Source organism: Kitasatospora sp. NPDC090308 (assembly GCF_044769485.1).
GTDB lineage: Bacteria > Actinomycetota > Actinomycetes > Streptomycetales > Streptomycetaceae > Kitasatospora > Kitasatospora fiedleri.
This window is the reverse complement of sequence record NZ_JBIVXY010000001.1, coordinates 255,968-277,975: the sequence shown is the minus strand read 5'-3', so window position 1 is coordinate 277,975 and position 22,008 is coordinate 255,968. Positions and strand designations below refer to the sequence as shown.

18 protein-coding genes are annotated in these 22,008 nt (G+C 75.1%); 9 read left to right on the top strand and 9 right to left on the bottom strand.

Annotation, left to right across the window (positions count from 1 at the left end):
• The first annotated feature begins 34 nt into the window (after positions 1-34).
• On the top strand, positions 35-1,528 hold the full coding sequence (gene rpsA, locus ACIQVD_RS01160; protein ID WP_111553210.1) for a 30S ribosomal protein S1: 1,494 nt from the start codon (positions 35-37) through the stop codon (positions 1,526-1,528).
• Between the two features lie 152 nt (positions 1,529-1,680).
• On the opposite strand, the gene ACIQVD_RS01155 is transcribed toward rpsA, so the two are convergent.
• Positions 1,681-2,460, bottom strand: a complete 780-nt coding sequence (locus tag ACIQVD_RS01155) for an MBL fold metallo-hydrolase (RefSeq protein WP_402285164.1) — start codon at positions 2,458-2,460, stop codon at positions 1,681-1,683.
• A 76-nt stretch (positions 2,461-2,536) separates the two neighbouring features.
• On the opposite strand from ACIQVD_RS01155, the gene ACIQVD_RS01150 reads away from it, so the two are divergent.
• The 4 genes from ACIQVD_RS01150 (at position 2,537) to coaE (ending at position 7,002) form a co-directional block, all read left to right on the top strand.
• Entirely contained in the window at positions 2,537-3,178 is a 642-nt protein-coding gene (locus ACIQVD_RS01150; protein WP_402285162.1) for a TetR/AcrR family transcriptional regulator, read from the top strand.
• A 282-nt stretch (positions 3,179-3,460) separates the two neighbouring features.
• On the top strand, positions 3,461-5,566 hold the full coding sequence (locus ACIQVD_RS01145) for an MMPL family transporter (protein WP_402285160.1): 2,106 nt from the start codon (positions 3,461-3,463) through the stop codon (positions 5,564-5,566).
• Positions 5,567-5,601: 35 nt separating this feature from the next.
• Positions 5,602-6,246: an MBL fold metallo-hydrolase gene (locus ACIQVD_RS01140; protein WP_400688250.1), complete on the top strand. Its 645-nt coding sequence runs from the start codon at positions 5,602-5,604 to the stop codon at positions 6,244-6,246.
• 159 nt (positions 6,247-6,405) lie between these two features.
• Complete coding sequence (gene coaE / locus ACIQVD_RS01135; protein ID WP_400688248.1) at positions 6,406-7,002, top strand: dephospho-CoA kinase; 597 nt, start codon at positions 6,406-6,408, stop codon at positions 7,000-7,002.
• Positions 7,003-7,009: 7 nt separating this feature from the next.
• Here coaE and ACIQVD_RS01130 read toward each other — a convergent pair whose 3' ends face one another.
• Entirely contained in the window at positions 7,010-7,669 is a 660-nt protein-coding gene (locus ACIQVD_RS01130; RefSeq protein WP_400688246.1) for a hypothetical protein, read from the bottom strand.
• 449 nt (positions 7,670-8,118) lie between these two features.
• Between ACIQVD_RS01130 and ACIQVD_RS01125 the strand changes: the two genes are divergently transcribed.
• The gene (locus ACIQVD_RS01125) at positions 8,119-9,471 is read left to right on the top strand and encodes a helix-turn-helix domain-containing protein (RefSeq protein ID WP_402285157.1); all 1,353 of its coding nucleotides are present in this window, start codon (positions 8,119-8,121) and stop codon (positions 9,469-9,471) included.
• Between the two features lie 84 nt (positions 9,472-9,555).
• Positions 9,556-10,053: a toll/interleukin-1 receptor domain-containing protein gene (locus ACIQVD_RS01120; RefSeq protein ID WP_111553216.1), complete on the top strand. Its 498-nt coding sequence runs from the start codon at positions 9,556-9,558 to the stop codon at positions 10,051-10,053.
• Between the two features lie 41 nt (positions 10,054-10,094).
• On the opposite strand, the gene ACIQVD_RS01115 is transcribed toward ACIQVD_RS01120, so the two are convergent.
• From ACIQVD_RS01115 to soxR, 3 genes are all read right to left on the bottom strand, one after another.
• Positions 10,095-10,994 carry a sulfurtransferase gene (locus tag ACIQVD_RS01115; RefSeq protein ID WP_400688241.1) on the bottom strand — a complete coding sequence of 300 codons (900 nt, stop codon included), beginning with the start codon at positions 10,992-10,994 and terminating at the stop codon, positions 10,095-10,097.
• Positions 10,995-11,068: 74 nt separating this feature from the next.
• A complete protein-coding gene (locus ACIQVD_RS01110; RefSeq protein ID WP_400688239.1) occupies positions 11,069-11,917 on the bottom strand; it encodes an SAM-dependent methyltransferase in 849 nt (282 codons plus the stop codon).
• Between the two features lie 88 nt (positions 11,918-12,005).
• Positions 12,006-12,503, bottom strand: coding sequence for a redox-sensitive transcriptional activator SoxR (gene soxR / locus ACIQVD_RS01105; protein ID WP_400688237.1), 498 nt, complete (start codon positions 12,501-12,503; stop codon positions 12,006-12,008).
• A 208-nt stretch (positions 12,504-12,711) separates the two neighbouring features.
• Between soxR and ACIQVD_RS01100 the strand changes: the two genes are divergently transcribed.
• Both ACIQVD_RS01100 and ACIQVD_RS01095 read left to right on the top strand, forming a co-directional pair.
• Positions 12,712-13,353, top strand: coding sequence for a transketolase (locus ACIQVD_RS01100; RefSeq protein ID WP_400688616.1), 642 nt, complete (start codon positions 12,712-12,714; stop codon positions 13,351-13,353).
• 19 nt (positions 13,354-13,372) lie between these two features.
• On the top strand, positions 13,373-14,311 hold the full coding sequence (locus tag ACIQVD_RS01095; protein WP_400688235.1) for a transketolase family protein: 939 nt from the start codon (positions 13,373-13,375) through the stop codon (positions 14,309-14,311).
• A gap of 55 nt (positions 14,312-14,366) precedes the next feature.
• On the opposite strand, the gene treZ is transcribed toward ACIQVD_RS01095, so the two are convergent.
• The 4 genes from treZ to glgX form a co-directional block, all read right to left on the bottom strand.
• Positions 14,367-16,118, bottom strand: a complete 1,752-nt coding sequence (gene treZ, locus ACIQVD_RS01090; protein WP_402285152.1) for a malto-oligosyltrehalose trehalohydrolase — start codon at positions 16,116-16,118, stop codon at positions 14,367-14,369.
• Positions 16,118-18,508 carry a malto-oligosyltrehalose synthase gene (gene treY / locus ACIQVD_RS01085; RefSeq protein ID WP_402285150.1) on the bottom strand — a complete coding sequence of 797 codons (2,391 nt, stop codon included), beginning with the start codon at positions 18,506-18,508 and terminating at the stop codon, positions 16,118-16,120. Before treY ends, treZ begins: the two co-directional genes overlap by 1 nt.
• A gap of 64 nt (positions 18,509-18,572) precedes the next feature.
• Complete coding sequence (locus ACIQVD_RS01080; RefSeq protein WP_402285148.1) at positions 18,573-19,439, bottom strand: SDR family NAD(P)-dependent oxidoreductase; 867 nt, start codon at positions 19,437-19,439, stop codon at positions 18,573-18,575.
• A gap of 101 nt (positions 19,440-19,540) precedes the next feature.
• A complete protein-coding gene (glgX, locus tag ACIQVD_RS01075; protein ID WP_400688226.1) occupies positions 19,541-21,655 on the bottom strand; it encodes a glycogen debranching protein GlgX in 2,115 nt (704 codons plus the stop codon).
• Positions 21,656-22,008: the final 353 nt, after the last annotated feature.

Below are 22,008 nucleotides of genomic sequence, written 5' to 3'. Positions count from 1 at the left end.
ACGACTTCATGTCCGTACCGGAGCCCTTTTCCTAATGACGAGCCCCACCGACACCTCTGTCAGCACCACCCCGCAGGTTGCGGTCAACGACATCGGCGACGCGGACGCGTTCCTCGCCGCGATCGACGAGACCATCAAGTACTTCAACGACGGCGACATCGTTGAGGGCGTCATCGTGAAGGTCGACCGTGACGAGGTGCTCCTCGACATCGGTTACAAGACCGAGGGTGTCATCCCGTCCCGCGAGCTCTCGATCAAGCACGACGTCGACCCCCACGAGGTTGTCTCCGTTGGCGACAACATCGAGGCCCTGGTTCTCCAGAAGGAGGACAAGGAGGGTCGCCTGATCCTGTCCAAGAAGCGTGCGCAGTACGAGCGCGCCTGGGGCACGATCGAGAAGATCAAGGAAGAGGACGGCATCGTCACCGGTACCGTCATCGAGGTCGTCAAGGGTGGTCTCATCCTCGACATCGGCCTCCGTGGCTTCCTCCCGGCCTCGCTGGTCGAGATGCGCCGCGTCCGCGACCTCCAGCCCTACGTGGGCAAGGAGCTCGAGGCGAAGATCATCGAGCTGGACAAGAACCGCAACAACGTGGTCCTGTCCCGCCGCGCCTGGCTGGAGCAGACCCAGAGCGAGGTCCGCCAGACCTTCCTCACCACCCTGCAGAAGGGCCAGGTGCGCTCCGGCGTCGTCTCCTCGATCGTCAACTTCGGTGCGTTCGTCGACCTCGGCGGCGTCGACGGCCTGGTGCACGTCTCCGAGCTGTCCTGGAAGCACATCGACCACCCGAACGAGGTCGTCGAGGTCGGCCAGGAGGTCACCGTCGAGGTTCTCGACGTGGACATGGACCGCGAGCGCGTCTCCCTGTCGCTGAAGGCGACCCAGGAGGACCCGTGGCAGCAGTTCGCCCGGACCCACCAGATCTCGCAGGTCGTCCCGGGTAAGGTCACCAAGCTGGTTCCGTTCGGTGCGTTCGTCCGCGTGGACGAGGGCATCGAGGGCCTGGTCCACATCTCCGAGCTGGCCGAGCGCCACGTCGAGATCCCGGAGCAGGTCGTCCAGGTCGGCGACGAGATCTTCGTCAAGGTCATCGACATCGACCTCGAGCGCCGCCGCATCAGCCTCTCGCTGAAGCAGGCCAACGAGTCCCTCGGTGCCGACCCGGCGTCGGTCGAGTTCGACCCGACCCTGTACGGCATGGCCGCGTCCTACGACGACCAGGGCAACTACATCTACCCGGAGGGCTTCGACCCCGAGGCGAACGACTGGCTGCCCGGCTTCGAGAAGCAGCGCGAGGAGTGGGAGCGGCAGTACGCCGAGGCCCAGGCCCGCTTCGAGCAGCACCAGGCCCAGGTCATCAAGTCCCGCGAGGCCGACGCGGCTGCCGCCGCCGAGGCCGGCGAGGAGGCCCCGGTCTCCGGCGGTGGCGGCTCGTACTCCTCCAGCAGCGACGAGACCTCCGGCGCGCTCGCCTCGGACGAGGCCCTGGCCGCGCTCCGCGAGAAGCTGGCCGGCGGCCAGAGCTGAAGCACCGCGCTTCGGCTGCTGCGCGTAGCTGACTGACAGCAACCCCCGTCCAGGGTTTCCCTGGGCGGGGGTTGCTGTGTTCCCCGCCCGTCCACCCACCCGTCCACCCGCCCGTGCGCGTACCGGGGTGCGGTGGTGCGGTGAGGGGCTGTTCAGTGCAGGCCGGTCTGTCGGGCCAGGTGGGCGACGGTGCGGACGTCGTCGGTGGTCGGTCGGCCGTGGCCGGGCAGGAGCACGGTGGTGGCGGTCAGTTCGGCGATGCGGTCGAGGGCGGCCAGGGCCGCGGCACCGTCGTGGGTGAAGCCGCGGCAGACCAGGCCGGGGCCGGTGCGTCCGGTCAGGCCGTCGTGGGTGACCAGGGCGTCGCCGGTGAACAGCAGGCCGCGGTCGGGGAACAGGTGGGCGGTGCTGCCCGGGGTGTGACCGGGCAGGGCGACGGTCCGCGGTGCGCCGGGCACGTCCTCCAGCCGCTGGTCGTCGGCGAAGGTCCGGACGTCCGGCACCGCGCGGGCGGTGAAGGCGCCCTTGCGGGCGAGGTGCAGCACGGTGGCGGTCGCGGCGGGACGGCGCAGCAGGTAGGGCAGCACGGAGCGCTCGGGTGCGGCGTGGCGCAGGGCGCTGCGCGGGCCGTCGTGCAGGATGGCCGCGTCCCGCTGGTGGATCCGGACGTCGGCCCCGGCCCGCCGCAGCGGGTGGGCCAGGCCGGTGTGGTCGGGGTGGGCGTGGGTGAGTAGCACGGCGCGGATGTCGGCCGGGGTCCGGCCCAGTCGGGCCAGGTGCTCGCGCAGCTGCCCGAGGTGGGCGGGCAGCCCCGCGTCGACCAGGACCAGCCCGTCCGGGTGGTGGACGAGGTAGAAGTTGACGACGTGGTCGCCGAGGCGGTCGACGCCCGGAGCGATGCCGGGCTGGACGTGGGGGACGGGGCGGGGCATGCGTTCCTCCGGCGGTGCGGGGCGGATCGAACTTTCGATACAGCAAACTGTAATGGATTGAGGGAGGAGGGGTCCCGTGGCGTCCGACGCTCCGCGCAGGCCCTACGACGCCAGCCGCCGGCAGGAGGCCGCCCGGCGCAACCGCGCCGCGGTACTGGCCGCGTGCCGGGAGCTGCTCTTCGCGGAGGGCTACCGGGCCGCGACCGTCCGCGCCGTCGCCGAGCGGGCCGGGGTCTCCCCGGAGACGGTCTACAAGTCGTTCGGCGGCAAGACCGGCCTGGTCAAGGCGCTATGGGACACCACGCTCGCCGGGGACGACGAGCCGGTGGCGATGGCCGAGCGGCCCCAGCTCAGGGCGGTGTGGGAGGCCCGCGACCCGGCCGTGAAGCTCCGGCGCTACGCCGGGTTCGTCCGGGGCGTCCACGAGCGGCTGGCCCCGCTGTTCGGGCTGCTCGTCCAGGCGGGGCCCGAGGTCGCGGAGGTGCTGGCGCTCAGCGAGCGGGAGCGGCTGACGGGCGTCACCGCCTTCGTCGGCCACCTCGCCGACGCCGGCGTCCTGCCGCCCGGCGGCGACCCCGCGCGCCTCGCCGACGCCTGCTGGGCCCTGACCGGGCCGCAGCTGTTCACCCAGCTCACCGCGGGCCGCGGATGGTCCGCCGACGCCTACCAGGAGTGGCTGGCCGGTCTGCTCGCCGCCGCCCTCCTGGGCGCGCCCTGACCCGCCCCGGCCCGCCCCTCCCGGCGGGCCGGGGCGGGGCGGGCCGGGGTGCGGCGGGGAGGGGGTGCGGAGCTTAAGTGTCTTTTATGTGAAGGGGATTGTGAGATGAGGCTCATCGTCCGCCTATAGGACGAAAGCGAAGTCACACATACATTGAGGGGACTTGTCCGAAAGGCTCCCCGCATGCGCAGCTCCCGCTCCACCGCAGCAGAGGTCCAGGTTTCCCAGGTTTCCGGTCGGTTGGCCGCGCTGGGGCGAGTGTGTTTCCGGCACCGGCGTTGGGTGCTGGCGTTCTGGGCGCTGGTGCTCGCGGTGGGGGTGGTGTTCGGCGGGCGGGTGTTCGAGGGGTCGGTGGCGGCCACCGGCAGCGGCGGGTCGGAGTCGGCCGCCGGGACGGCGGTTGTGCAGGCGGCGGACCCGGTGCAGGGCACGGTGACGGCGGTGGTGGACGGGCCGGCGGTGGGCGACCCGGGGGTGCGGGCCGCGGTCGAGGGGGCGGGCGCGGAGGTGGCGAAGCTGCCGGGCGTGGTCTCGGTGGCGGACGCGTACGGGACGGGCGGGCAGCTGGCCGCGAGCGACGGCCGGGCGTCGCTGGTGAGCGTGCGGATGGCGGACGGGTCGACGGCGAAGCAGCTGGCGGCGGTGACCGACCGGCTGGAGCGGATCGACGCGGACGGCGCGCACACCGTGGTCGGCGGCGACCTGGTGCTCCAGCAGGAGGTGAAGGACCAGACCGCGAAGGACACCAGGTTCGGCGAGATCGTGACGCTGCCGCTCACCCTGGTGGTGATGGTGCTGGTGTTCGGCGGGCTGGCCGCGGCGGGGCTGCCGGGCATCGGGGCGATCGCCTCGGTGGGCGGGGCGCTGCTGGCGATGTTCGGGTTCAGCAAGCTGATGGACATCGACACCTCGGTGCTGCCGATCGCGACGGTGCTGGGCCTGGGCCTGTCGATCGACTACGCGCTGCTGATGGTGAACCGGTTCCGGGAGGAGCGCGGCCACGGCGCGGACATCGCGCAGGCGGTGGAGCGCACGGCGGCCACGGCCGGCCGGACGGTGGCGTTCTCGGGGCTGACGGTGGCGGTCGCGCTGAGCGGGCTGTTCGTGTTCACCAGCCCCGTGTTCCGGGCGGTCGCGGTGGCGGGCGTGAGCGTGGTGGTGATCGCGGTGGCGGCGGCGCTGACCCTGGTGCCGGCGCTGCTGGGCTTCATGGGGCGGCGGATCAAGGCGCCGACCGCGCCCGTCCCGGACGAGGGGTTCTTCTCCCGGACGGTGCGCCGGGTGCAGCGCCGGGCGGTGCCGGTGATGCTGGCCTGCGTGGCGCTGCTGCTGGCGGCGGGGGCGCCGTTCCTGGGCTCGCACTTCCGCAACTCGGGGGCGGACGTGCTGCCGAAGAGCTTCGCGTCCCGGCAGGTCGCCGAGACGGTCGAGGCGCGCTTCCCCGGGCAGGTCCCGGCGCCGGTGCAGGTGGTCGTCGAGGGGACGGCGCAGCAGGCCCAGCGGTACGCGGACGACGTGGTGGCGAAGCTGCCGGGCGTGGCGGGCGTCCGGTCGGTGGCGCCGGTCTCGGACGGCGTGCAGACCGTGGACGTGCTGGTCAAGGGCGACCCGCAGGGCGCCGGGGCCAAGCGGGTGGTCGGCGAGCTGCGCTCCGAGCGCGGCGGGCTGGAGACGTACGTGACGGGCGACGCGGCGTCGCTGGTGGACTTCCAGCACGAGATCGGCTCGCGCGGGCCGTGGGCGCTGGGCCTGGTCGCGGCCGGGACGCTGGTGCTGCTGTTCCTGATGACCGGGTCGGTGGTGCTGCCGGTGAAGGCGCTGCTGATGAACGTGCTCTCGCTGGGGGCGTCGCTGGGCGCGCTGACCCTGGTGTTCCAGCACGGGTACTTCAGCTCGCTGCTCGGGTTCACGCCGACCGGCGGCCTGGAGACGGTGATCCCGGTGCTGGTGTTCGCCTTCGCGTTCGGGCTGTCGATGGACTACGAGGTGTTCCTGCTCTCGCGGATCAAGGAGCTGCACGACCAGGGGTACGACTGCGCGAGGTCGGTGCAGCTCGGCCTGCAGCGCAGCGGTCGGATCATCACCTCGGCCGGGTTGCTGATGGTGATCGTGTTCGCCGGGTTCGCCGCCGGGCAGATGCTCATGGTCAAGCAGATGGGCATCGCGCTGGCGGTGGCCGTCGCGGTGGACGCCACCCTGGTGCGGACCCTGCTGGTGCCCGCCACCATGACGCTGTTCGGCCGGCTCAACTGGTGGGCGCCCGCCCCGCTGCGCCGCCTGCACCGGATCGTCGGCCTGCACGAGCACGTCGAGCTGCCGCCGCTGCGCCCGGTGGTGCTGCCCGCGCCGCGGTTGGTGAAGCGCCGCCGCCTGGTGGGTGCGCCGTAGCCGGACCCGCCGGGCCGCGGCCGTAGGCTGGCCGCATGCGACTGACGAAGTTCGGCCACGCCTGCGTCCGGATCGAGCACGCGCGGGGGGCGGCGCTGATCGACCCCGGCATGTTCAGCGGGACGGAGGTGGTGGCGGACGTGAACGCCCTGCTGATCACCCACGAGCACGCCGACCACTTCACCGAGCAGCAGGTCCGGGCCGCCGTCGAGGCCAACCCGGGCCTGCGGGTGTACACCAACTCGGCGGTGGCCCGGCAGCTGGAGGGCATCGGCGCCCGGGTGACGGTGGTCGGCGACGGCGACGCGTTCGACCTGGACGGCCTGCCGGTGACGGTGCACGGCGAGTGGCACGCCGAGATCCACCCCGACATCCCGCGCATCCCCAACATCGGCTTCCTGCTCGGCGGCCGGGCCTTCCACCCGGGCGACGCGCTGACCCTCCCGCCGGACACCGTCGACACCCTGTTGCTGCCGCTCGGCGCGCCCTGGCTGCGGGCCGGCGAACTGGTCGACTACCTGCGCGAGACCCAGCCCCGGCAGGCGGTGGCGATCCACGAGGCGACGCTCAGCGAGGCCGGACAGGCCGTCCACGGGCGGCTGCTCGGCCCGCAGGGCCCCGGCACCGGCGGCGTGGAGTACCGGACGCTGGCGGCCGGGGAGTCCCTCGACCTCGACTGAACCGCCTTGCCGGGAACGGGATCTGACGGTGCGTCAGTCTCCGGAACCGGTGTGGCACCGGGCAACGGGCACCGCCGGGCTCCCGCGCGCATCCGCGGGTGCGCCGGTGGGCCCGGTCCGCCGCGGCGGACCGGTGCCGGGGGCCGGTAGCCTGGCGGCATGCTGAGGATCGGACTGACCGGCGGGATCGGCGCGGGCAAGAGCGAGGTCTCCCGCCAACTGGCCGCGCGCGGCGCGGTGATCGTCGACTCGGACGTGATCGCCCGCGAGGTGGTCGCCCCCGGGACGCCCGGACTGGCCGCCGTCGCCGCCGAGTTCGGGCCCGGCGTGCTGCTCCCGGACGGCGCGCTGGACCGCCCCGCGCTCGGCCGGATCGTCTTCGCCGACCCGGCCCGGCTGGCGAAGCTGAACGCGATCGTCCACCCGCTGGTGCGGGCCCGCTCCGCCGAACTGGAGTCCGCGGCCGGGCCGGACGCGATCGTCGTGCACGACGTCCCGCTGCTCGCCGAGAACGGCCTGGCCCCGCTGTACGACCTGGTCGTGGTCATCGACGTCCCGGACGGGGAGCGGCTGCGCCGGCTGGTCGAGCTGCGCGGCATGGCCGAGGACGAGGCCCGCTCCCGGATGGCCGCCCAGGCGGGCCGCGAGGAGCGCCTCGCGGTCGCCGACCTGGTCCTCGACAACAGCGGCGGCCTGGAGCAGTTGACCGCCCGGGTCGAGGAGCTGTGGCGGCGGCTGGAGGAGCGCCGGGCCTGACGGCCGGTCAGGGCAGCAGGTCGAAGACCGTCTCGACGGGCTTCCCGCCGGTGCCGGCCTGGGCCCGCAGGTAGGCGTTCATGTCCGCGTAGCCGCCCAGGTCGGCGGGGATGACCACCTCGACGGAGAAGGCGCCGCGGGCGTCGGACTCGGTGTCGCGCAGGTCGCGCAGCCGCTGGTCCAGCTCGGACTCGTTCTTGACGACGAAGGAGACCCGCACCACCGCGCCGGGCGGGAACCCCTGCCCGGTGAGCACCGTCCTGGTCCCGCCGCGCCCGGCGTCCGGCGAGGCCAGCAGCACCTGGGTGCCGCTCGCCCCCGGGCTGCCGAGCGCCTCGCTGGGCAGCGTGTCGACGGGCGGGCTGACCGCGGGCGGGCTGGCCGCGGGCGGGACGGCGGCGGGCAGGGTGGCGACCGGGGCCGGGACGGCCGGGCCGGGAACGGTCACCGTCACCGTCGGCTGCGGCCGGAGGCCGGGGACGGACTGCGACTGGGACAGGTAGCCGCCCGCGAACCCGGCGCCCAGGGTGGCGACGCCGACCAGGGCGGTGATGACGGCGCTCCAGCCCTGGAGGTCGATCCGGCGGGGCGGGGCCGGCCCGGCGGGGGTCGGTGGTGGGGCGGTGGGGTGCGGCGGCATCCCCTCGGGCGGCGTCGGCGCGGTCAAAGGATTCCCCTCGTGCTGATCGGCGGAGTCCCGGGTCGTCCCAGGTCAGCGGGCTGTCTCCCAGGTGATTCGTCCCCGTACGGACCGGGCGCGCAAACGTCGCCCACGCGCCGCCCGGTGCGGGCCCCGGGGGAGGCGCGAGGGCGGCGGACGGAGCGCGCGGGGCCGCCCGGACTCCGGCCCGGCGGGCGGCGGGAGCCGGTGGCGGGGAGCCTCGGGCGGGCCTCGCGGGGCCGGGCCGATCGGCGTCCGGTCGCCCGGCGGGGGCCGATCGGCGCCCTGCCGCACGGCCTGCCAGCGGAATTGGCAACGGGAAACCGTTCCGTAACGCTCCGGAAGCGATCAGTCGCATGCCAAGATTCCCTCGGAGCGCCGGGGAGCGCTCCCGGACCGAACCGAACATCCCGCACACCGCGTGTGCCCGGGACGCATCCAGGGGGTGATTTGGCATGCTCTCGTCTCATCGCTTCGGGGCCGAACTGCGCCGGCTGCGCGAGGCGCACGGCCTCTCGCTCGACGGGCTCGCCCGGCAACTCAGCTACAGCAAGGGCTACTTGAGCAAGGTCGAGAGCGGCCAGCGCAAGGCGTCCCAGGAACTCGCCCGCCGCTGCGACGCCCTGCTCGGCGCCGAGGGCCGCCTCCAGCAGCTCGCCGCCCGCCCCGAACCCACCGCCCGGGCCGCCGCCCACCGCACCGGGCCGGGCGTCGGGTTCCGCTCCCGCGAGGCCGCCGAGGCCGAGGCCGGCCACAACCACGGGTACGGCTACGGGTACGGCTACGCCGGGTACGCGGGCGCCGGGTACGCCGAGCCGCGCACCGGACGCGGCGGGCCCGAGGGCCTCCCGCTGCCCGCGCTCCCCGCTCCGGAGGCGCTGGCCGCCCTGCCCCCGCAGCGCCCCAGCGCGCTCGACCCCGGCGTCCCCGCCCTGCTGCGCGAACAGCTCACCCAGTACCGGGCGCTCGGCCAGCACCTCGACCCGGTGCTGCTCGTCCCCGCCCTCCAGATGCAGAGCGAGACCGCCGTCCGGATCGCGCTGCGCTGCGACGGCCGGGCCCGCGCCGAACTGCTGCTGATCGCCGCCCACTTCATCGAGTTCGGCGGCTGGATGGCGCAGGAGGCCGGCGACCGGCACGCCGCCCTCGCGCACACCGAGCGGGCCGTCGAACTCGCCCGGGCCGGCGGCAACCGCCACCTCGCCGGGTACGCGCTGGTCCGCCGCGCCCTGATCACCTTCTACGCCGGGGACGCCGCCACCACCGTCGCGCTCGCCACCGCCGCCCAGGACCGCCGCCTGCCGCCCCGCATCCGCGGCCTCGCCGCGCTCCGCGAGGCCCAGGGCCACGCCCTCGGCGGCGACCGCAACCGCTGCCTGCGCGGCCTGGAGCGGGCCGAGGTGCTGCTCGACACCGCCGACGCCGACCGCGACGAGGGCCCGGTGATCGGCAGCGCCAACATCGCCGACCCCGCCGCGATGACCACCGGCTGGTGCCTGTTCGACCTCGGCCACGCCCGGCGCGCCGCCGAGGTCCTCGACCGCGAGTGCGCCCGCATCCCGCTGCGCGCCGCCCGCGCCCGGGTCCGCTACGGGCTGCGCCGCGCCCTGGCCCACGCCGGGGCCGGCGAGGCCGAGCACGCCTGCGCCATCGCGGCCGAACAGCTCGACACCCTCGCCGACGTGCCCTCCGCGACGGTCGTCGCCGACCTGCGCCGGCTCGACCGCGAACTGCGGCGATTCCGGGCCAACCGGGCGGTCCGCGAGTTCCAGCCCCTCCTGCTCCGGGCGATCACCGGCAGCTGCTGACGGCCCGTCGGCCCCACCGCCCGTTTCCCCTCGCCCGCGCGGGACCGCCGCCGGGACACCCCCGCACAGAGAGGTCGACGCACCATGCCCGCGATCTTCGTGAACTACCGCACCGGCGACCAGGAGGCGGTCGCCGCGCTGCTCGACCACGGACTGTCCTACCGGTTCGGCAGCGACCAGGTGTTCCGGGCCAGCAAGTCCATCGCCCCCGGCAGCCGCTACCCGCAGGAGCTGATCGCCGCGGTCCGCAACTGCGCGGTCCTGCTCGCCGTGGTCGGCCCCCGCTGGTTCGACGTCCAGGGCCGCGACGGCCGCCCCGCGGTCGAGGACCCGGAGGACTGGCCGCGCCGCGAGATAGCCGAAGCCTTCGCCGTCGGCGCCCTGGTCATCCCCGTCCTGGTCGGCGACACCCCCAGACTGCGCGCCGAACGCCTCCCCGAACCGCTCGCGGCCCTCGCCGACTGCCAGCACCGCCGCCTCGACCTGCGCAGCTCGCACGCCGACCTGACCCGGATCGCCGACGAACTCGCCGCCCTCGTCCCGGAACTGGCCGCGGCCGACGCGGCGGTGAAGGGCCGCTGACCCGCCGGCGCCCGAGCTGCGCGCCCGCCCCGCCGCCGCGCTCAGTCGCCGGTCGCGACCGGCAGGCCGGTCTCGGGGCGGCCCCAGTCGGACCAGGAGCCGTCGTAGACGGCGGGGGAGGGGTGGCCGGTGAGGTGGGCGGCGAAGGCCAGGACGCAGGCGGTGACGCCGGAGCCGCAGGAGGCGATCAGGCGGGGGCGGTCGCCGGAGGCGGCGGCGAGGCGGGCGCGCAGCGCGGGCGCCGGGAGGTAGCGGCCGTCAGGGGTGAGCAGTTCGGTGAAGGGGAGGCTGGTGGAGCCGGGCAGGTGGCCGCGGCGCAGGTGGGGGCGGGGCTCGGGGGCGGCGCCGGTGAACCGGTCGCGGGCCCGGGCGTCCAGGACGGCGGTGCCGGGGTCGGCGAGGGCGGCGGCCACGGCGTCCCGGTCGGCGAACAGGCCGGGGCGCGGCCGGACGGTGACGTCCCCGGCCGGGAGGCCGTCGGCGGGGGAGGCGGGCGGTCCGGCGTCGACGGGGTGTCCGGCGGCCCGCCAGGCGGGCAGGCCGCCGTCCAGGACGGCGGCCCGGTCGAGGCCGGCGGCGCGCAGCATCCACCAGGCGCGCGGGGCGGAGTACACGCCCGCGCCGTCGTACACCACCACGGTGGAGCGGTCGTCGACGCCCAGGGCGCGCAGTGCGCGCTGGAGGTCGGCGGGGGAGGGCAGGGTGTGCGGCAGCGGGGAGGCGTGGTCGGAGAGCGCGCCGTCGAGGTCGAAGGCCCGGGCGCCGGGGATCCGGACGGGCGGGTGCCGGTGCGCGCCGACGCCCGCGTCCAGGACCACCAGGCCGGGCCGGCCGAGCCGGGCGGCCAGCCAGCCGGCGTCGACCAGCGGCGGTACGGCGGGCTGCGGCGCGTCGGGCTGCGGTACGGCGGCCGGGGGCCCGGCGGGCGGCGGTGCGGTCACGGCGGGCGCTCCTTCGGACGGGTGCGGATGGCCCATGATCGCACCGCCACCCGCCGGGTCGGCTCCGGCCGCGGTCAGGGCTTGCGGGCCACGCCCGCCCAGATGGCGACCTGCTGGTCGGTGTCCCGCGGGGCCTGGTCGGGGCGCCACAGCGGGGCGGTGACCAGGCCGGGCTCCAGCAGGTCGAGGCCGTCGAAGAAGCGCAGCACCTGCTCGCGGGTGCGCATGCTGAGCTGCGCGGTGGCGGACTTGTAGACGGCGGGGCCCTTGGCGGCGTCCTCGGGGGCGGCGAAGTCGCCGGTGGCGTGCGAGAGGGCCAGGTAGCTGCCGGAGGGCAGGGCGTCGACCAGGGTGCGGACGATCGCGTACGGGTCGTCGGCGTCGTCGATGAAGTGCAGGATGGCGAACAGCTGGAGGGCGACCGGCCGGTCGAGGTCGATCAGGTCGCGGACGGCCGGGTCGGCGAGGATCGCCTCGGGCTTGCGCAGGTCGGCCTGGAGGACGTTGACGCTGCCCTGCTGGGCGCCGGCCAGCAGGGCCCGGCCGTGCACCAGCACGATCGGGTCGTTGTCGAGGTAGACCACCCGGGCGGACGGGGCGACGGCCTGGGCGATCTCGTGCGTGTTCCCGGCGGAGGGGATGCCGGTGCCGATGTCGAGGAACTGGCGCACGCCCTGCTCGGCGAGGGTGCGCACGGCCCGCTGCAGGAAGGCCCGGTTGGCCTGGGCGCTGATCCGCACCAGCGGGCTGATCGAGAGCACCTGTTCGGCGGCGGCCCGGTCGGCGGGGAAGTTGTCCTTGCCGCCGAGGTAGTAGTCGTACATCCGGGCCGGGTGCGGCACCTCGGGGCGCAGCTCGGCGGAGGGCGGCGGCTCCTGCTCGCCGGACATCCAGTCCAGGGCGATTTCCTGATGTTCGGTCATGTCCGGCCCCCCGTCGGTGGAACGCGCTTTCGGGGGCAGCATAGACGGCCCGGCGGCGGGCCGGGCGGCGGGTCCGGAAACCGGCGGATCAGCCCGCCGGGGCGGGGTCGGCCCCGGGTTCGGGGCCGGTGTCCGGGTCGCGGGTGAGCAGGTAGCGGGCGCCGGGCCCGGCGGCGGCGGCCCGGTCGGCGGCGTTGTAGAGGCCGCAGCGGCTCAGGGAGAGGCAGCCGCAGCCGATGCATCCGGTCAACTTGGCGCGCATGTGCTGGAGTTCGGCGATCTGCCGGTCGATCCGGTGCTGCCAGGCGGTGGCGACGGTGTTCCACTCCCGGGTGGTGGGGGCGCGGTCCTCGGGCAGCCGGGCGAGGGCGGCGCGGGCCTCCTCCAGGCTGAGCCCGACCTGCTGGGCGGCCCGGACGAAGGCGATCCGGCGCAGCGCGGTGCGGGGGTAGCGGCGCTGGTTCCCGGCGGTGCGGGCGGAGTGGATCAGCCCGAGGCTCTCGTAGTAGCGCAGCGCGGAGGCGGCCAGGCCGCTGCGTTCGGCGAGCTGGCCGATGGTGAGGACGTCGTGCCGGGTGGGTGCCATGCCTCCGCAGCGTACCGGGAAGCGCCCGCTTGACTTCAAGCGCACTTGAAGTCGGAGGCTTTCTCCCATGACGAGCGACTCCACGACGGACGAAGCGACGGCGAACGCCCCCACGGCGGGTGACCCCACGGCAGGCAGCCCCACGGCAGGCGCGGCGACGCGCACCCGCGGCGGCGGCTTCGCCGAACTGCCGCACCTGATCTCCCTGATGACCGGCGACGAGAAGCACTCCCCGGCCGCGACCTCCACCCTGGACGCGCTGTGGGTGCTCTACGACCGGGTGCTGAACGCGCACCCGGGCAACGCGGACGCGCCGGACCGCGACCGGTTCCTGCTGTCCAAGGGCCACGGCCCGATGGCGTACTACGCGGTGCTGGCCGCGAAGGGCTTCTTCCCGGTCGAGCTGCTGTCCAGCTTCGGGGCCTACGACTCGCCGCTGGGCCACCACCCGGACCGGCTGCTGGTGCCCGGCGCGGAGATCGGCTCCGGCTCGCTGGGGCACGGCCTGCCGCTGGCGGTCGGGACGGCGCTGGGCCTGCGGGCGCAGGGCCTGGACGGTCCGGCGGTGTGGGTGCTGATCGGCGACGCCGAGTTCGACGAGGGCTCCAACCACGAGGCGGTGGCCTTCGCCGGGGCGTACGGGCTGGAGCGGCTGCACACCCTGGTGATCGACAACTCCTCGGCCACGCACGGCTGGAGCGGCGGCATCGCGGCCCGGTTCGCCGGGGAGGGCTGGTCGACGGCCACCGTGGACGGCCGCGACCACGCGCAGCTGTACCGGGCGTTCACCGCCCCGCACCCCGGCCGCCCGCACGTCGTGGTGGCCCGCACCGAGCCCAAGCACAGCTGACCGCAGGGGAGAAGAGACCATGCAGAGCACCCACGAGGCGACCGGACCGGCCACCCACGAGGCCACCATGCGCGAGCAGTTCGCCACGACCGTCACCGAACTCCTGGAGCGGGACCCGCGCACCGCGCTGGTGCTCGCCGACATCGGGGTCGCGCAGTTCCCCGGGGCGGCCCGCGCCCACCCCGACCGGGTGGTCAACGTCGGCATCCGCGAGCAGCTGCTGATCGGCGTGGCGGGCGGCCTGGCGCTGACCGGGATGCGGCCGATCGCCCACACCTTCGCCAGCTTCCTGGTCGAACGGCCCTTCGAGCAGGTGAAGTTGGACCTGGTGCACCAGGGCGTCGGCGCGGTCCTGGTGAGCGCGGCCGGCTCCTACGACTGGCCGGCCGGCGGCCGCACCCACATGTCCCCGGGCGACGTCGCCCTGCTCGACACCCTCCCCGACTGGCACGTCCACGTCCCCGGCCACCCCGCCGAGGCCGACCTGCTGCTGCGGCACGCCGTCGCGGCGGGCGACACCCTCCAGTACGTCCGGCTCTCCGCGCACCAGAACGCCGAGGCCCGGCCCGTCGCCCCCGGACGCTTCCTGACCGTCCGCCAGGGCTCCCGGCACGCGGGCACGGTGCTGGCGGTCGGCCCGATGCTGGACGCCGTGCTGGAGGCCACCGAGACGCTCGACGTGACGGTGCTGTACGCGGCCACCGTCCGCCCGTTCGACGCCGCGGGCCTGCGCGCCGCGCTCGGCGAGCGGGCCGACGCGGTACTGGTGGAGCCCTACCTGGCGGGCACCTCCGAGCGCGCCGCGCACCTGGCGCTCGGCGACCTGCCGCACCGGGTGCTGGCCCTGGGCGTGCCGGTGGCCGAGCACCGGCACTACGGCTCGATCCCCGAGCACCTGGCCGCGTACGGCCTGGACGCCGCCGGGCTGCGCACCCGGATCAGCGAGTACCTCTGGTAGCCGCCGCGCGGCGCGCGCCCGGGCCGGACGGAGGCCCGCCGCGGACGCCCGCCGCCTACGCGGTGCGCACCACCGCCACCGCGTCCGGCCCGAGCAGCACCGCGCCGCCCGGGCCGGCCGCCGCCCCGCCGACCGCCACCTCCCCGAACGCGGCCTCCAGCGCGGCGAACCCGCCCTCCAGCGGGACGGTCAGCGGCTGCGCGGAGCCGCCGAGCCGCACCAGCACCCGGTAGCGGCCCCGGTGCACCGCCAGCCAGCCGGCCGCCGCGTCGTAGCGGACCCGCACCGCGGCCAGGTCGCCGTCCGACAGCTCCGGGGCGGTCCGTCGCAGCCGGATCAACTCCCGGTACCAGGACAGCAGTTCGGCGTGCGGGGCGCGCTTCGGCTCGGCCCAGTCCAGGGTGGAGGCGGCCACCGTGTCCGGGCTCTGCGGGTCCGGCACCTCCTCGGCCCGCCAGCCGTGCTCGGCGAACTCCCGGCGCCGCCCCTGCCGGACCGCCTCGGCCAGCCGCGGGTCGGTGTGGTCGGTGAAGTACTGCCACGGGGTGCCCGCCCCCCACTCCTCGCCCATGAACAGCATCGGCGTGAACGGCGAGGTCAGCACCAGCGCGGCCGCCGCCGCCAGCCGCCCCGGCGGCAGCGCGGCCGACAGCCGGTCGCCGACGGCCCGGTTGCCGACCTGGTCGTGGGTCTGCGCGTAGCCCAGCAGCCGGTGCCCGTGCCCGGCCGGGAACGGGCGGCCGTGCGAGCGGCCCCGGAACGAGGACCAGCTCCCGTCGTGGAAGAACCCCCGGGTGAGCGTCTTCGCCACCGCCGCGTACGGGTCGGCGGCGAAGTCCGCGTAGTAGCCCTGCGACTCGCCGGTCAGCAGGCAGTGCAGCGCGTGGTGGAAGTCGTCGCTCCACTGCGCGTCCAGGCCCAGGCCGCCCGCCTCCCGGGCGGCGGTGGTGCGCGGGTCGTTCAGGTCGGACTCGCCGACCAGGAACAGCGGCCGGCCGGTGGCCTGCGCCAGCTTCTCGACCTCGGCGGCGAGTTCCTCCAGGAAGTGCCGGGCCCGGGTGTCCACCAGGGCGTGCACCGCGTCCAGCCGCAGCCCGTCGATCCGGTAGTCGCGCAGCCAGGACAGCGCGCTGCCGATCAGGAACGCCCGCACCTCGTCCGAGCCCGGCGCGTCCAGGTTGACCGCGGAGCCCCACGGCGTCTGGTGCCGGTCGGTGAAGTACGGGCCGTACTGCGGCAGGTAGTTGCCCGAGGGACCGAGGTGGTTGTGCACCACGTCCAGCACCACGCCCAGCCCGCGCCGGTGCGCCGCGTCCACGAACCGCTTCAGCCCGTCCGGCCCGCCGTACGGCTCGTGCACCGCCCACAGGTCCACCCCGTCGTACCCCCAGCCGGAGCGGCCCGGGAACGCGCACACCGGCATCAGCTCGACGAAGTCCACGCCCAGGTCGACCAGGTGGTCGAGCCGCTCGGCCGCCGCGTCGAACGTCCCCCCGGCGGTGAACGTGCCCACGTGCAGCTCGTACACCACCGCGCCCGGCAGCGGGCGCCCCCGCCAGGCCGTCTCCGACCAGGCGAACGCGCCGTGGTCGACCCGGCGGCTCAGCCCGTCCGGGCCGAACGGCTGCCACGCCGAGCGCGGGTCGGGCAGCGCCCGGCCCCCGTTCAGCCGGAAGCCGTAGTCGCCCTCCGGCGCCTCCCCGTGCCACCAGCCCGGCCGGGCCGGGTCGCGCTCCAGCAGGTACGGGATCGCCCCGACCTCCACCTCGACCACCTTGGCCTCCGGTGCCCACACCCGGTACCGCATCAGGACCCCTCCGCGAGCAGTGCGACCGGCGACTGCCGGAAGAGATACGAGAGTTCGACGGTGCCGCCGGTGAAGTGCCGCTCGGTCAGCAGGTCCGTCCAGCGCCCCGGCGGCAGCTCCAGCACCGTCTCGCGCCAGCCGCCCGCCCGGTGCAGCCCGTACGGCAGCCGGGTCGCCGCGCAGAGCACCCGCTCGCCGCGCCCGAACGCCACCAGGTGCCCGGCGGCCGGGCCCCGGGCCGCCACCGGCCGGTACGAGCCCAGCGGGCCGGAGCGGCGCAGGTGCAGGGCGGTGGTGGTCAGGTGCAGCTTCTCCCGGGCCAGGTCGCCCGGGCGCGGCTCCGGCGAGTCGGTCAGCCGCACCGCGAGCGCGCCCAGGTCCACCGGCGCCCGGTTGTCCGGGTCGACCAGCGTGTACAGCGGTTCCTCGCCGCCCTGGAACACGTCCGGCACGCCCGGCGCCAGCAGGTGCAGCAGCGCCGCCGACAGCGAGTTCACCCGGGCGAACGGCGCGATCAGCCCGGCGAACCCGGCGATCCGCGGGCACAGCCCCGGGTTGGCCAGCGCCCCCCGCACGTACCGTTCCAGCCCGCGCTCGAAGGACTCGTCCGGGTCCTTCCACGAGGTGCGCCGCTTCGCCTCCCGCACCGACTTCAGCACCACCCCCAGCAGCCGCTCCTCGGACACCGGCCACGCGGCCAGCAGCGTCTGCCACAGCAGCCACGCCGTGGAGCGGTCCGCGCACGGCCCGGCCGCCAGCGTCCACGCCGCACACTCCGCCGCCCACACCTCCGGCAGCTCCGCCAGCACCGCCAGCCGGGCCCGGGCGTCCGCGCTGCGCTTGGTGTCGTGCGTGGACAGCGCCGTCATCGAAGCCGGCCACAGCCGGTCCTGCTCGGCGCACCAGTGGTGGAACTCCTCCACCGACACGCCCGGCCGCTCCGGCAGGCCGCCCACCTCGTTCAGCGACAGCAGCGCGTTGAACCGGTAGAACGCGGTGTCCTCCACGCCCTTGGCCGCCACCGCCGACGCGGTCTGCCCGAACCGGTGGCAGAACTCGTCCTTCGCCGCCGACCGCCCCAGCGCGCCCAGCGCCAGCTCCCGCACCAGCCGCTCGGTGGCGGGGGCGTCCACCGGGGCCGCCAGCGCCGCCACCGCCTCCGGCGGGGCCGGCTCGCCCGGCACCACGTACGGCCGGTACACCGGGTAGCCGGTCAGCAGCCCCTCCAGCGCCCGGCGCACCGCCAGCGGCGAGTGGTCCGCCAGCTCCGGCCCGTCCGCGCAGATCCGCCCCACCAGGCGCACCAGCCGGTCCGTCTCCGCCGCCAGCGCCCCGCCCGGCGCGACCATCTCGGCCCGCCCGGCCCGGCCGGCCGCCGCCGGGTCCGCCGCCTCGCCCACGTCCCGCCGGTAGGCCGCGAACAGCTTCTCCGCGCCCCGCCGGTCGGTCAGCACCCCGTCGATCCGGCGCAGCGCGTCGTACCCGGTCGTCCCCGCGCACGGCCAGTCCGCGGGCAGCGCCTCGTCCCCGGTCAGGATCTTCTCCACCACCGTGTACGCCCCGCCGGTGGCCTCCGCGAGCCGCCGCAGGTAGCCGCGCGGATCGGCCAGCCCGTCCGGGTGGTCGATCCGGAAGCCCGCCAGCACGCCCTCCCGGTGCAGCCGCAGCAGCACCCCGTGGGTGGCCTCGAACACCTCCGGGACCTCCACCCGGACGGCGATCAGGTCGTTGACGGTGAAGAAGCGCCGGTAGTTGACCTGCTCGTCGGCCAGCTGCCACCAGCACAGCCGGTACCACTGCCGCTCCAGCAGCTCCGCCAGCGGCAGGCCCTCGGTGCCGGGCCGCAGCGGGAACGCGTGGTCGTGGTAGCGCAGCACGTCGCCGTCCACCGCCAGCTGGTCCAGCACCGCGCCCAGCCGGTCGCCCAGCAGCGGCAGCAGCAGCCGCCCGCGCTCCGGGGCGTCCACCGGGCCCGGCTGGGCGGCCCAGTCGATGTCGAACCAGTCCGCGAACGGGTCGTCCGGGCCGTTCCGCAGCACCTGCCACAGCGGCCCGTTCAGCCGCTCCGGCACCGGCAGCGCCATGTGGTTGGGCACCACGTCCGCGATCAGCGCCAGCCCGTGGGCCGCCGCCTCCGCGGCCAGCTCGCGCAGCGCCTGCTCACCGCCGAGCTGCTCGCTGATCCGGCTGTGGTCGAGCGTGTCGTAGCCGTGCGTGGAGCCGGCCACCGCCTCCAGCAGCGGCGACAGGTGCAGGTGCGACACGCCGAGCGCCGCCAGGTACGGCACCGCCCGGCGGGCGTCGTGCAGGGTGAACTCCGGCTGCAGCTGGAGCCGGTAACTGGCCGTCGGGATGCCGGCAGTCTCGGGGCGTGCGGCGGCTGACGTCATACCCGCATGCCTACCCGGGCCGCCCCGGACCTACCGTCCACTGCGCCGAACGAGGGGCGCGCCCTCAGACCGGACCGGGCTCGGCGACCTCCTCGCCCGCCCGGGCCGCCGCCCCCTCGCCCGCCAGCGCCCGGGCCGCGGCCAGCTCCGCCGCCTCCCCGGCCAGCGCCGCCTCCAGCATCGCGTACGCGTCCGGCCCCACCGGCAGCCGCACCGGGCCCGCCGGCGCGGCCACCGCCCGCAGCACCAGTGCGGCGAACGCCTCCGGCGGGTTCAGCTCCGCGGCCCCCGCCATGCCGCGCAGCGCCGCGTGCATCGGCGCCAGCACCGGCCCGTACTCCGGCAGCTTCGCCGCGGTCTCGGTCAGCGCGTTCCCGTACGAGGTGGCGAAGCCGCCCGGCTCGACCACCGTCACCCGCACCCCGAACGCCGCCGCCTCCGCCGCCAGCGCCAGGCTCATCCCCTCCAGCGCGAACTTGCCCGCCACGTACGCCCCCAGGCCCGGGAAGGCCATCCGGCCGCCGACCGAGGACACGTTCACGACGTGCCCGCCGCCCTGCGCCCGCATCACCGGCAGCACCAGCCGGGCCAGCCGCCAGGGCGCCACCGCCAGCACCTCCAGCTGGTCGCGCAGCTCCGCGTCCGAGACCTCCTCCACCGCCCCGAACAGGCCGACGGCGGCGTTGTTCACCAGCACGTCCACCCCGCCCAGGCGGGCGCACGCCAGCTCCACCGCCGCCGCGCAGTCCGCCGCGCTGCGCAGCTCCAGCCGGGCCGGCACCACCTGCCCGGGGAACTCCGCCGCCAGCGCGTCCAGCGGAGAAGCCCCCCGGCTGGTCGCCACGATCCGGTCCCCGGCCGCCGCCACCGCCCGCGCGAGCGCCAGCCCCAACCCCGACGAACAGCCGGTCACCAACCACCGACGAGACATTCCGTACCCCCTCCGATCTGCGGAGCCGCAGTGCGGAGGGGGGTACCCGCCCCGGAGCGCCCGCAGACCGAAGAGTCGGGGACGAACCGGAGCGCGCGGGGTCACGCCGGGCGCTGGAGCACCATCAGGGCGCGGTCGGGCAGGCGCAGGGTGTCGCCGGCCTTGACCCGGGGGCCGGTGCCGCGCGGCGGCAGGGTGGGCAGCGCGGTGTCGACGACGACCTGCCAGGCCTCGCCGTGCCCGGCCGGGACGGTGAAGGTGAGCGGCTCGAAGTGGGCGTTGAACAGCAGCAGGAAGGAGTCGTCGACGATCTTGCCGCCGCGCCGGTCGGGCTCGGAGATCGCGTTGCCGTTGAGGAAGACGGTCAGCGACTTCGCGTAGGTGGTGGACCAGTCCCGCTTGGTCATCTCCTCGCCGGCCGGGGTGAACCAGGCGATGTCGGTGAGGTCGTCGTGGGTGCCGGAGACCGGGCGGCCGTGGAAGAACCGGCGGCGGCGGAAGACCGGGTGGTCGCGGCGCAGCCAGATCATGGCCTGGGTGAACTCCAGCAGGGAGGCGTCGGCGCCGTCCCCGTCCCAGTGCACCCAGGCCAGTTCGGAGTCCTGGCAGTAGGCGTTGTTGTTGCCGCGCTGGGTGCGTCCGGCCTCGTCGCCGTGGCAGAGCATCGGGACGCCCTGGGAGAGCATCAGGGTGGCGATGAAGTTGCGCTGCTGGCGGGCGCGCAGCTCCAGCACGGCGGGGTCGGTGGTGTCGCCCTCGGCGCCGCAGTTCCAGGAGCGGTTGTGCGACTCGCCGTCCCGGTTGTCCTCGCCGTTGGCCTCGTTGTGCTTGTCGTTGTAGGAGACCAGGTCGCGCAGGGTGAAGCCGTCGTGGCAGGTGACGAAGTTGATCGAGGCGATCGGGCGGCGGCCGTCGTCCTGGTAGAGGTCGGAGGAGCCGGTCAGCCGGGAGCCGAACTCGGCCAGCGTCGCGGGCTCGCCGCGCCAGAAGTCCCGGACGGTGTCGCGGTACTTGCCGTTCCACTCGGTCCACAGCGGCGGGAAGTTGCCGACCTGGTAGCCGCCCTCGCCGAGGTCCCAGGGCTCGGCGATCAGCTTGGCCTGCGAGACCACCGGGTCCTGCTGGACCAGGTCGAAGAACGAGGAGAGCCGGTCGACCTCGTGGAACTGCCGGGCCAGCGTCGCGGCCAGGTCGAAGCGGAAGCCGTCCACGTGCATCTCGGTGACCCAGTAGCGCAGCGAGTCCATGATCATCTGGAGCACGTGCGGACTGCGCATCAGCAGCGAGTTGCCGGTGCCGGTGGTGTCCTCGTAGAAGCGCTGGTCCTTGGCGAGCCGGTAGTAGGAGGCGTTGTCCAGGCCGCGGAAGGAGAGCGTGGGGCCCAGGTGGTTGCCCTCCGCGGTGTGGTTGTACACCACGTCGAGGATCACCTCGATGCCGGCCGCGTGCAGCGCCTTGACCATCGACTTGAACTCCTGCACCTGCTGGCCGCGGTCGCCGGTGGAGGAGTACGAGGAGTGCGGGGCGAAGAAGCCGACGCTGTTGTAGCCCCAGTAGTTCGCCAGCCCCAGGTCGCGCAGCCGGTGGTCGCGGACGAACTGGTGCACCGGCATCAGCTCGATCGCGGTGACGCCCAGCTTGGCCAGGTGCTCGATCACCGCCGGGTGGGCCAGGCCCGCGTACGTGCCGCGGATCTCCTCGGGGATGCCCGGGTGCAGCTTGGTCAGGCCCTTGACGTGCGCCTCGTAGAGCACGGTGCGGTGGTAGTCGGTGCGCGGCGGCCGGTCGGTGCCCCAGTCGAAGTACGGGTTGATCACCACCGAGTGCATGGTGTGCGGGGCCGAGTCCAGGTCGTTGCGGCGCTCGGGCGCGCCGAAGTGGTAGCCGTACACCGACTCGTCCCAGTCGATGTGGCCGCTCATCGCCTTCGCGTACGGGTCGAGCAGCAGCTTCGAGGCGTTGTGCCGCTGCCCGAGGCCCGGCTGGTACGGGCCGTGCACGCGGAAGCCGTAGCGCTGGCCGGGCTGGACGCCCGGTAGGTAGGCGTGCCGGACGAAGGCGTCGGTCTCGCGGAGCTCGACCACCGTCTCGGCGCCGTCCTCGGCGATCAGGCAGAGTTCGATCCGGTGCGCGCTCTCGGAGAACACGGCGAAGTTGGTGCCCGCCCCGTCGTAGGTGGCGCCGAGCGGGTACGGTTTCCCCGGCCAGACCTGCATGTATCCTCAACTTCCTTGTGCCTGAGGCGAACTGGCGCTCCCAAGAGGGTTTCCCAGAGGGCTTCCCGGTGGAGCGCCCGGCCATGTGCGGAGCGGCAACCAGGTGACGCACGGCACACCCGCATACTCCCCGGCGGCGGCCCGAACTCCCCGCCCATCCGCGCGTGGTTCGCCCGAACGGGTGTCCCAGCGGCCCGGTCCGTCGGCGTGGCGTGGCCGGGCGGTGACGCACGGTCGGGGCCGGGTCCGCTTGCTGTCAAGAGGGCTGCGGCCCGGCGGCGCCGGGCGATACCCTTGATCGTCCGGACCGCGAGCCCCGGGCCCACGCGGCGTGCGACCAGGGCCGTCGTGGT

Coding starts and splice junctions, on each gene's coding strand:
- rpsA (WP_111553210.1), top strand. CDS start 35: ATGACGAGCCCCACCGACACCTCTGTCAGCACCACCCCGCAGGTTGCG.
- ACIQVD_RS01155 (WP_402285164.1), bottom strand. CDS start 2,460: ATGCCCCGCCCCGTCCCCCACGTCCAGCCCGGCATCGCTCCGGGCGTC.
- ACIQVD_RS01140 (WP_400688250.1), top strand. CDS start 5,602: ATGCGACTGACGAAGTTCGGCCACGCCTGCGTCCGGATCGAGCACGCG.
- coaE (WP_400688248.1), top strand. CDS start 6,406: ATGCTGAGGATCGGACTGACCGGCGGGATCGGCGCGGGCAAGAGCGAG.
- ACIQVD_RS01125 (WP_402285157.1), top strand. CDS start 8,119: ATGCTCTCGTCTCATCGCTTCGGGGCCGAACTGCGCCGGCTGCGCGAG.
- ACIQVD_RS01120 (WP_111553216.1), top strand. CDS start 9,556: ATGCCCGCGATCTTCGTGAACTACCGCACCGGCGACCAGGAGGCGGTC.
- ACIQVD_RS01110 (WP_400688239.1), bottom strand. CDS start 11,917: ATGACCGAACATCAGGAAATCGCCCTGGACTGGATGTCCGGCGAGCAG.
- soxR (WP_400688237.1), bottom strand. CDS start 12,503: ATGGCACCCACCCGGCACGACGTCCTCACCATCGGCCAGCTCGCCGAA.
- ACIQVD_RS01100 (WP_400688616.1), top strand. CDS start 12,712: ATGACCGGCGACGAGAAGCACTCCCCGGCCGCGACCTCCACCCTGGAC.
- ACIQVD_RS01095 (WP_400688235.1), top strand. CDS start 13,373: ATGCAGAGCACCCACGAGGCGACCGGACCGGCCACCCACGAGGCCACC.
- treZ (WP_402285152.1), bottom strand. CDS start 16,118: ATGCGGTACCGGGTGTGGGCACCGGAGGCCAAGGTGGTCGAGGTGGAG.
- treY (WP_402285150.1), bottom strand. CDS start 18,508: ATGACGTCAGCCGCCGCACGCCCCGAGACTGCCGGCATCCCGACGGCC.
- ACIQVD_RS01080 (WP_402285148.1), bottom strand. CDS start 19,439: ATGTCTCGTCGGTGGTTGGTGACCGGCTGTTCGTCGGGGTTGGGGCTG.
- glgX (WP_400688226.1), bottom strand. CDS start 21,655: ATGCAGGTCTGGCCGGGGAAACCGTACCCGCTCGGCGCCACCTACGAC.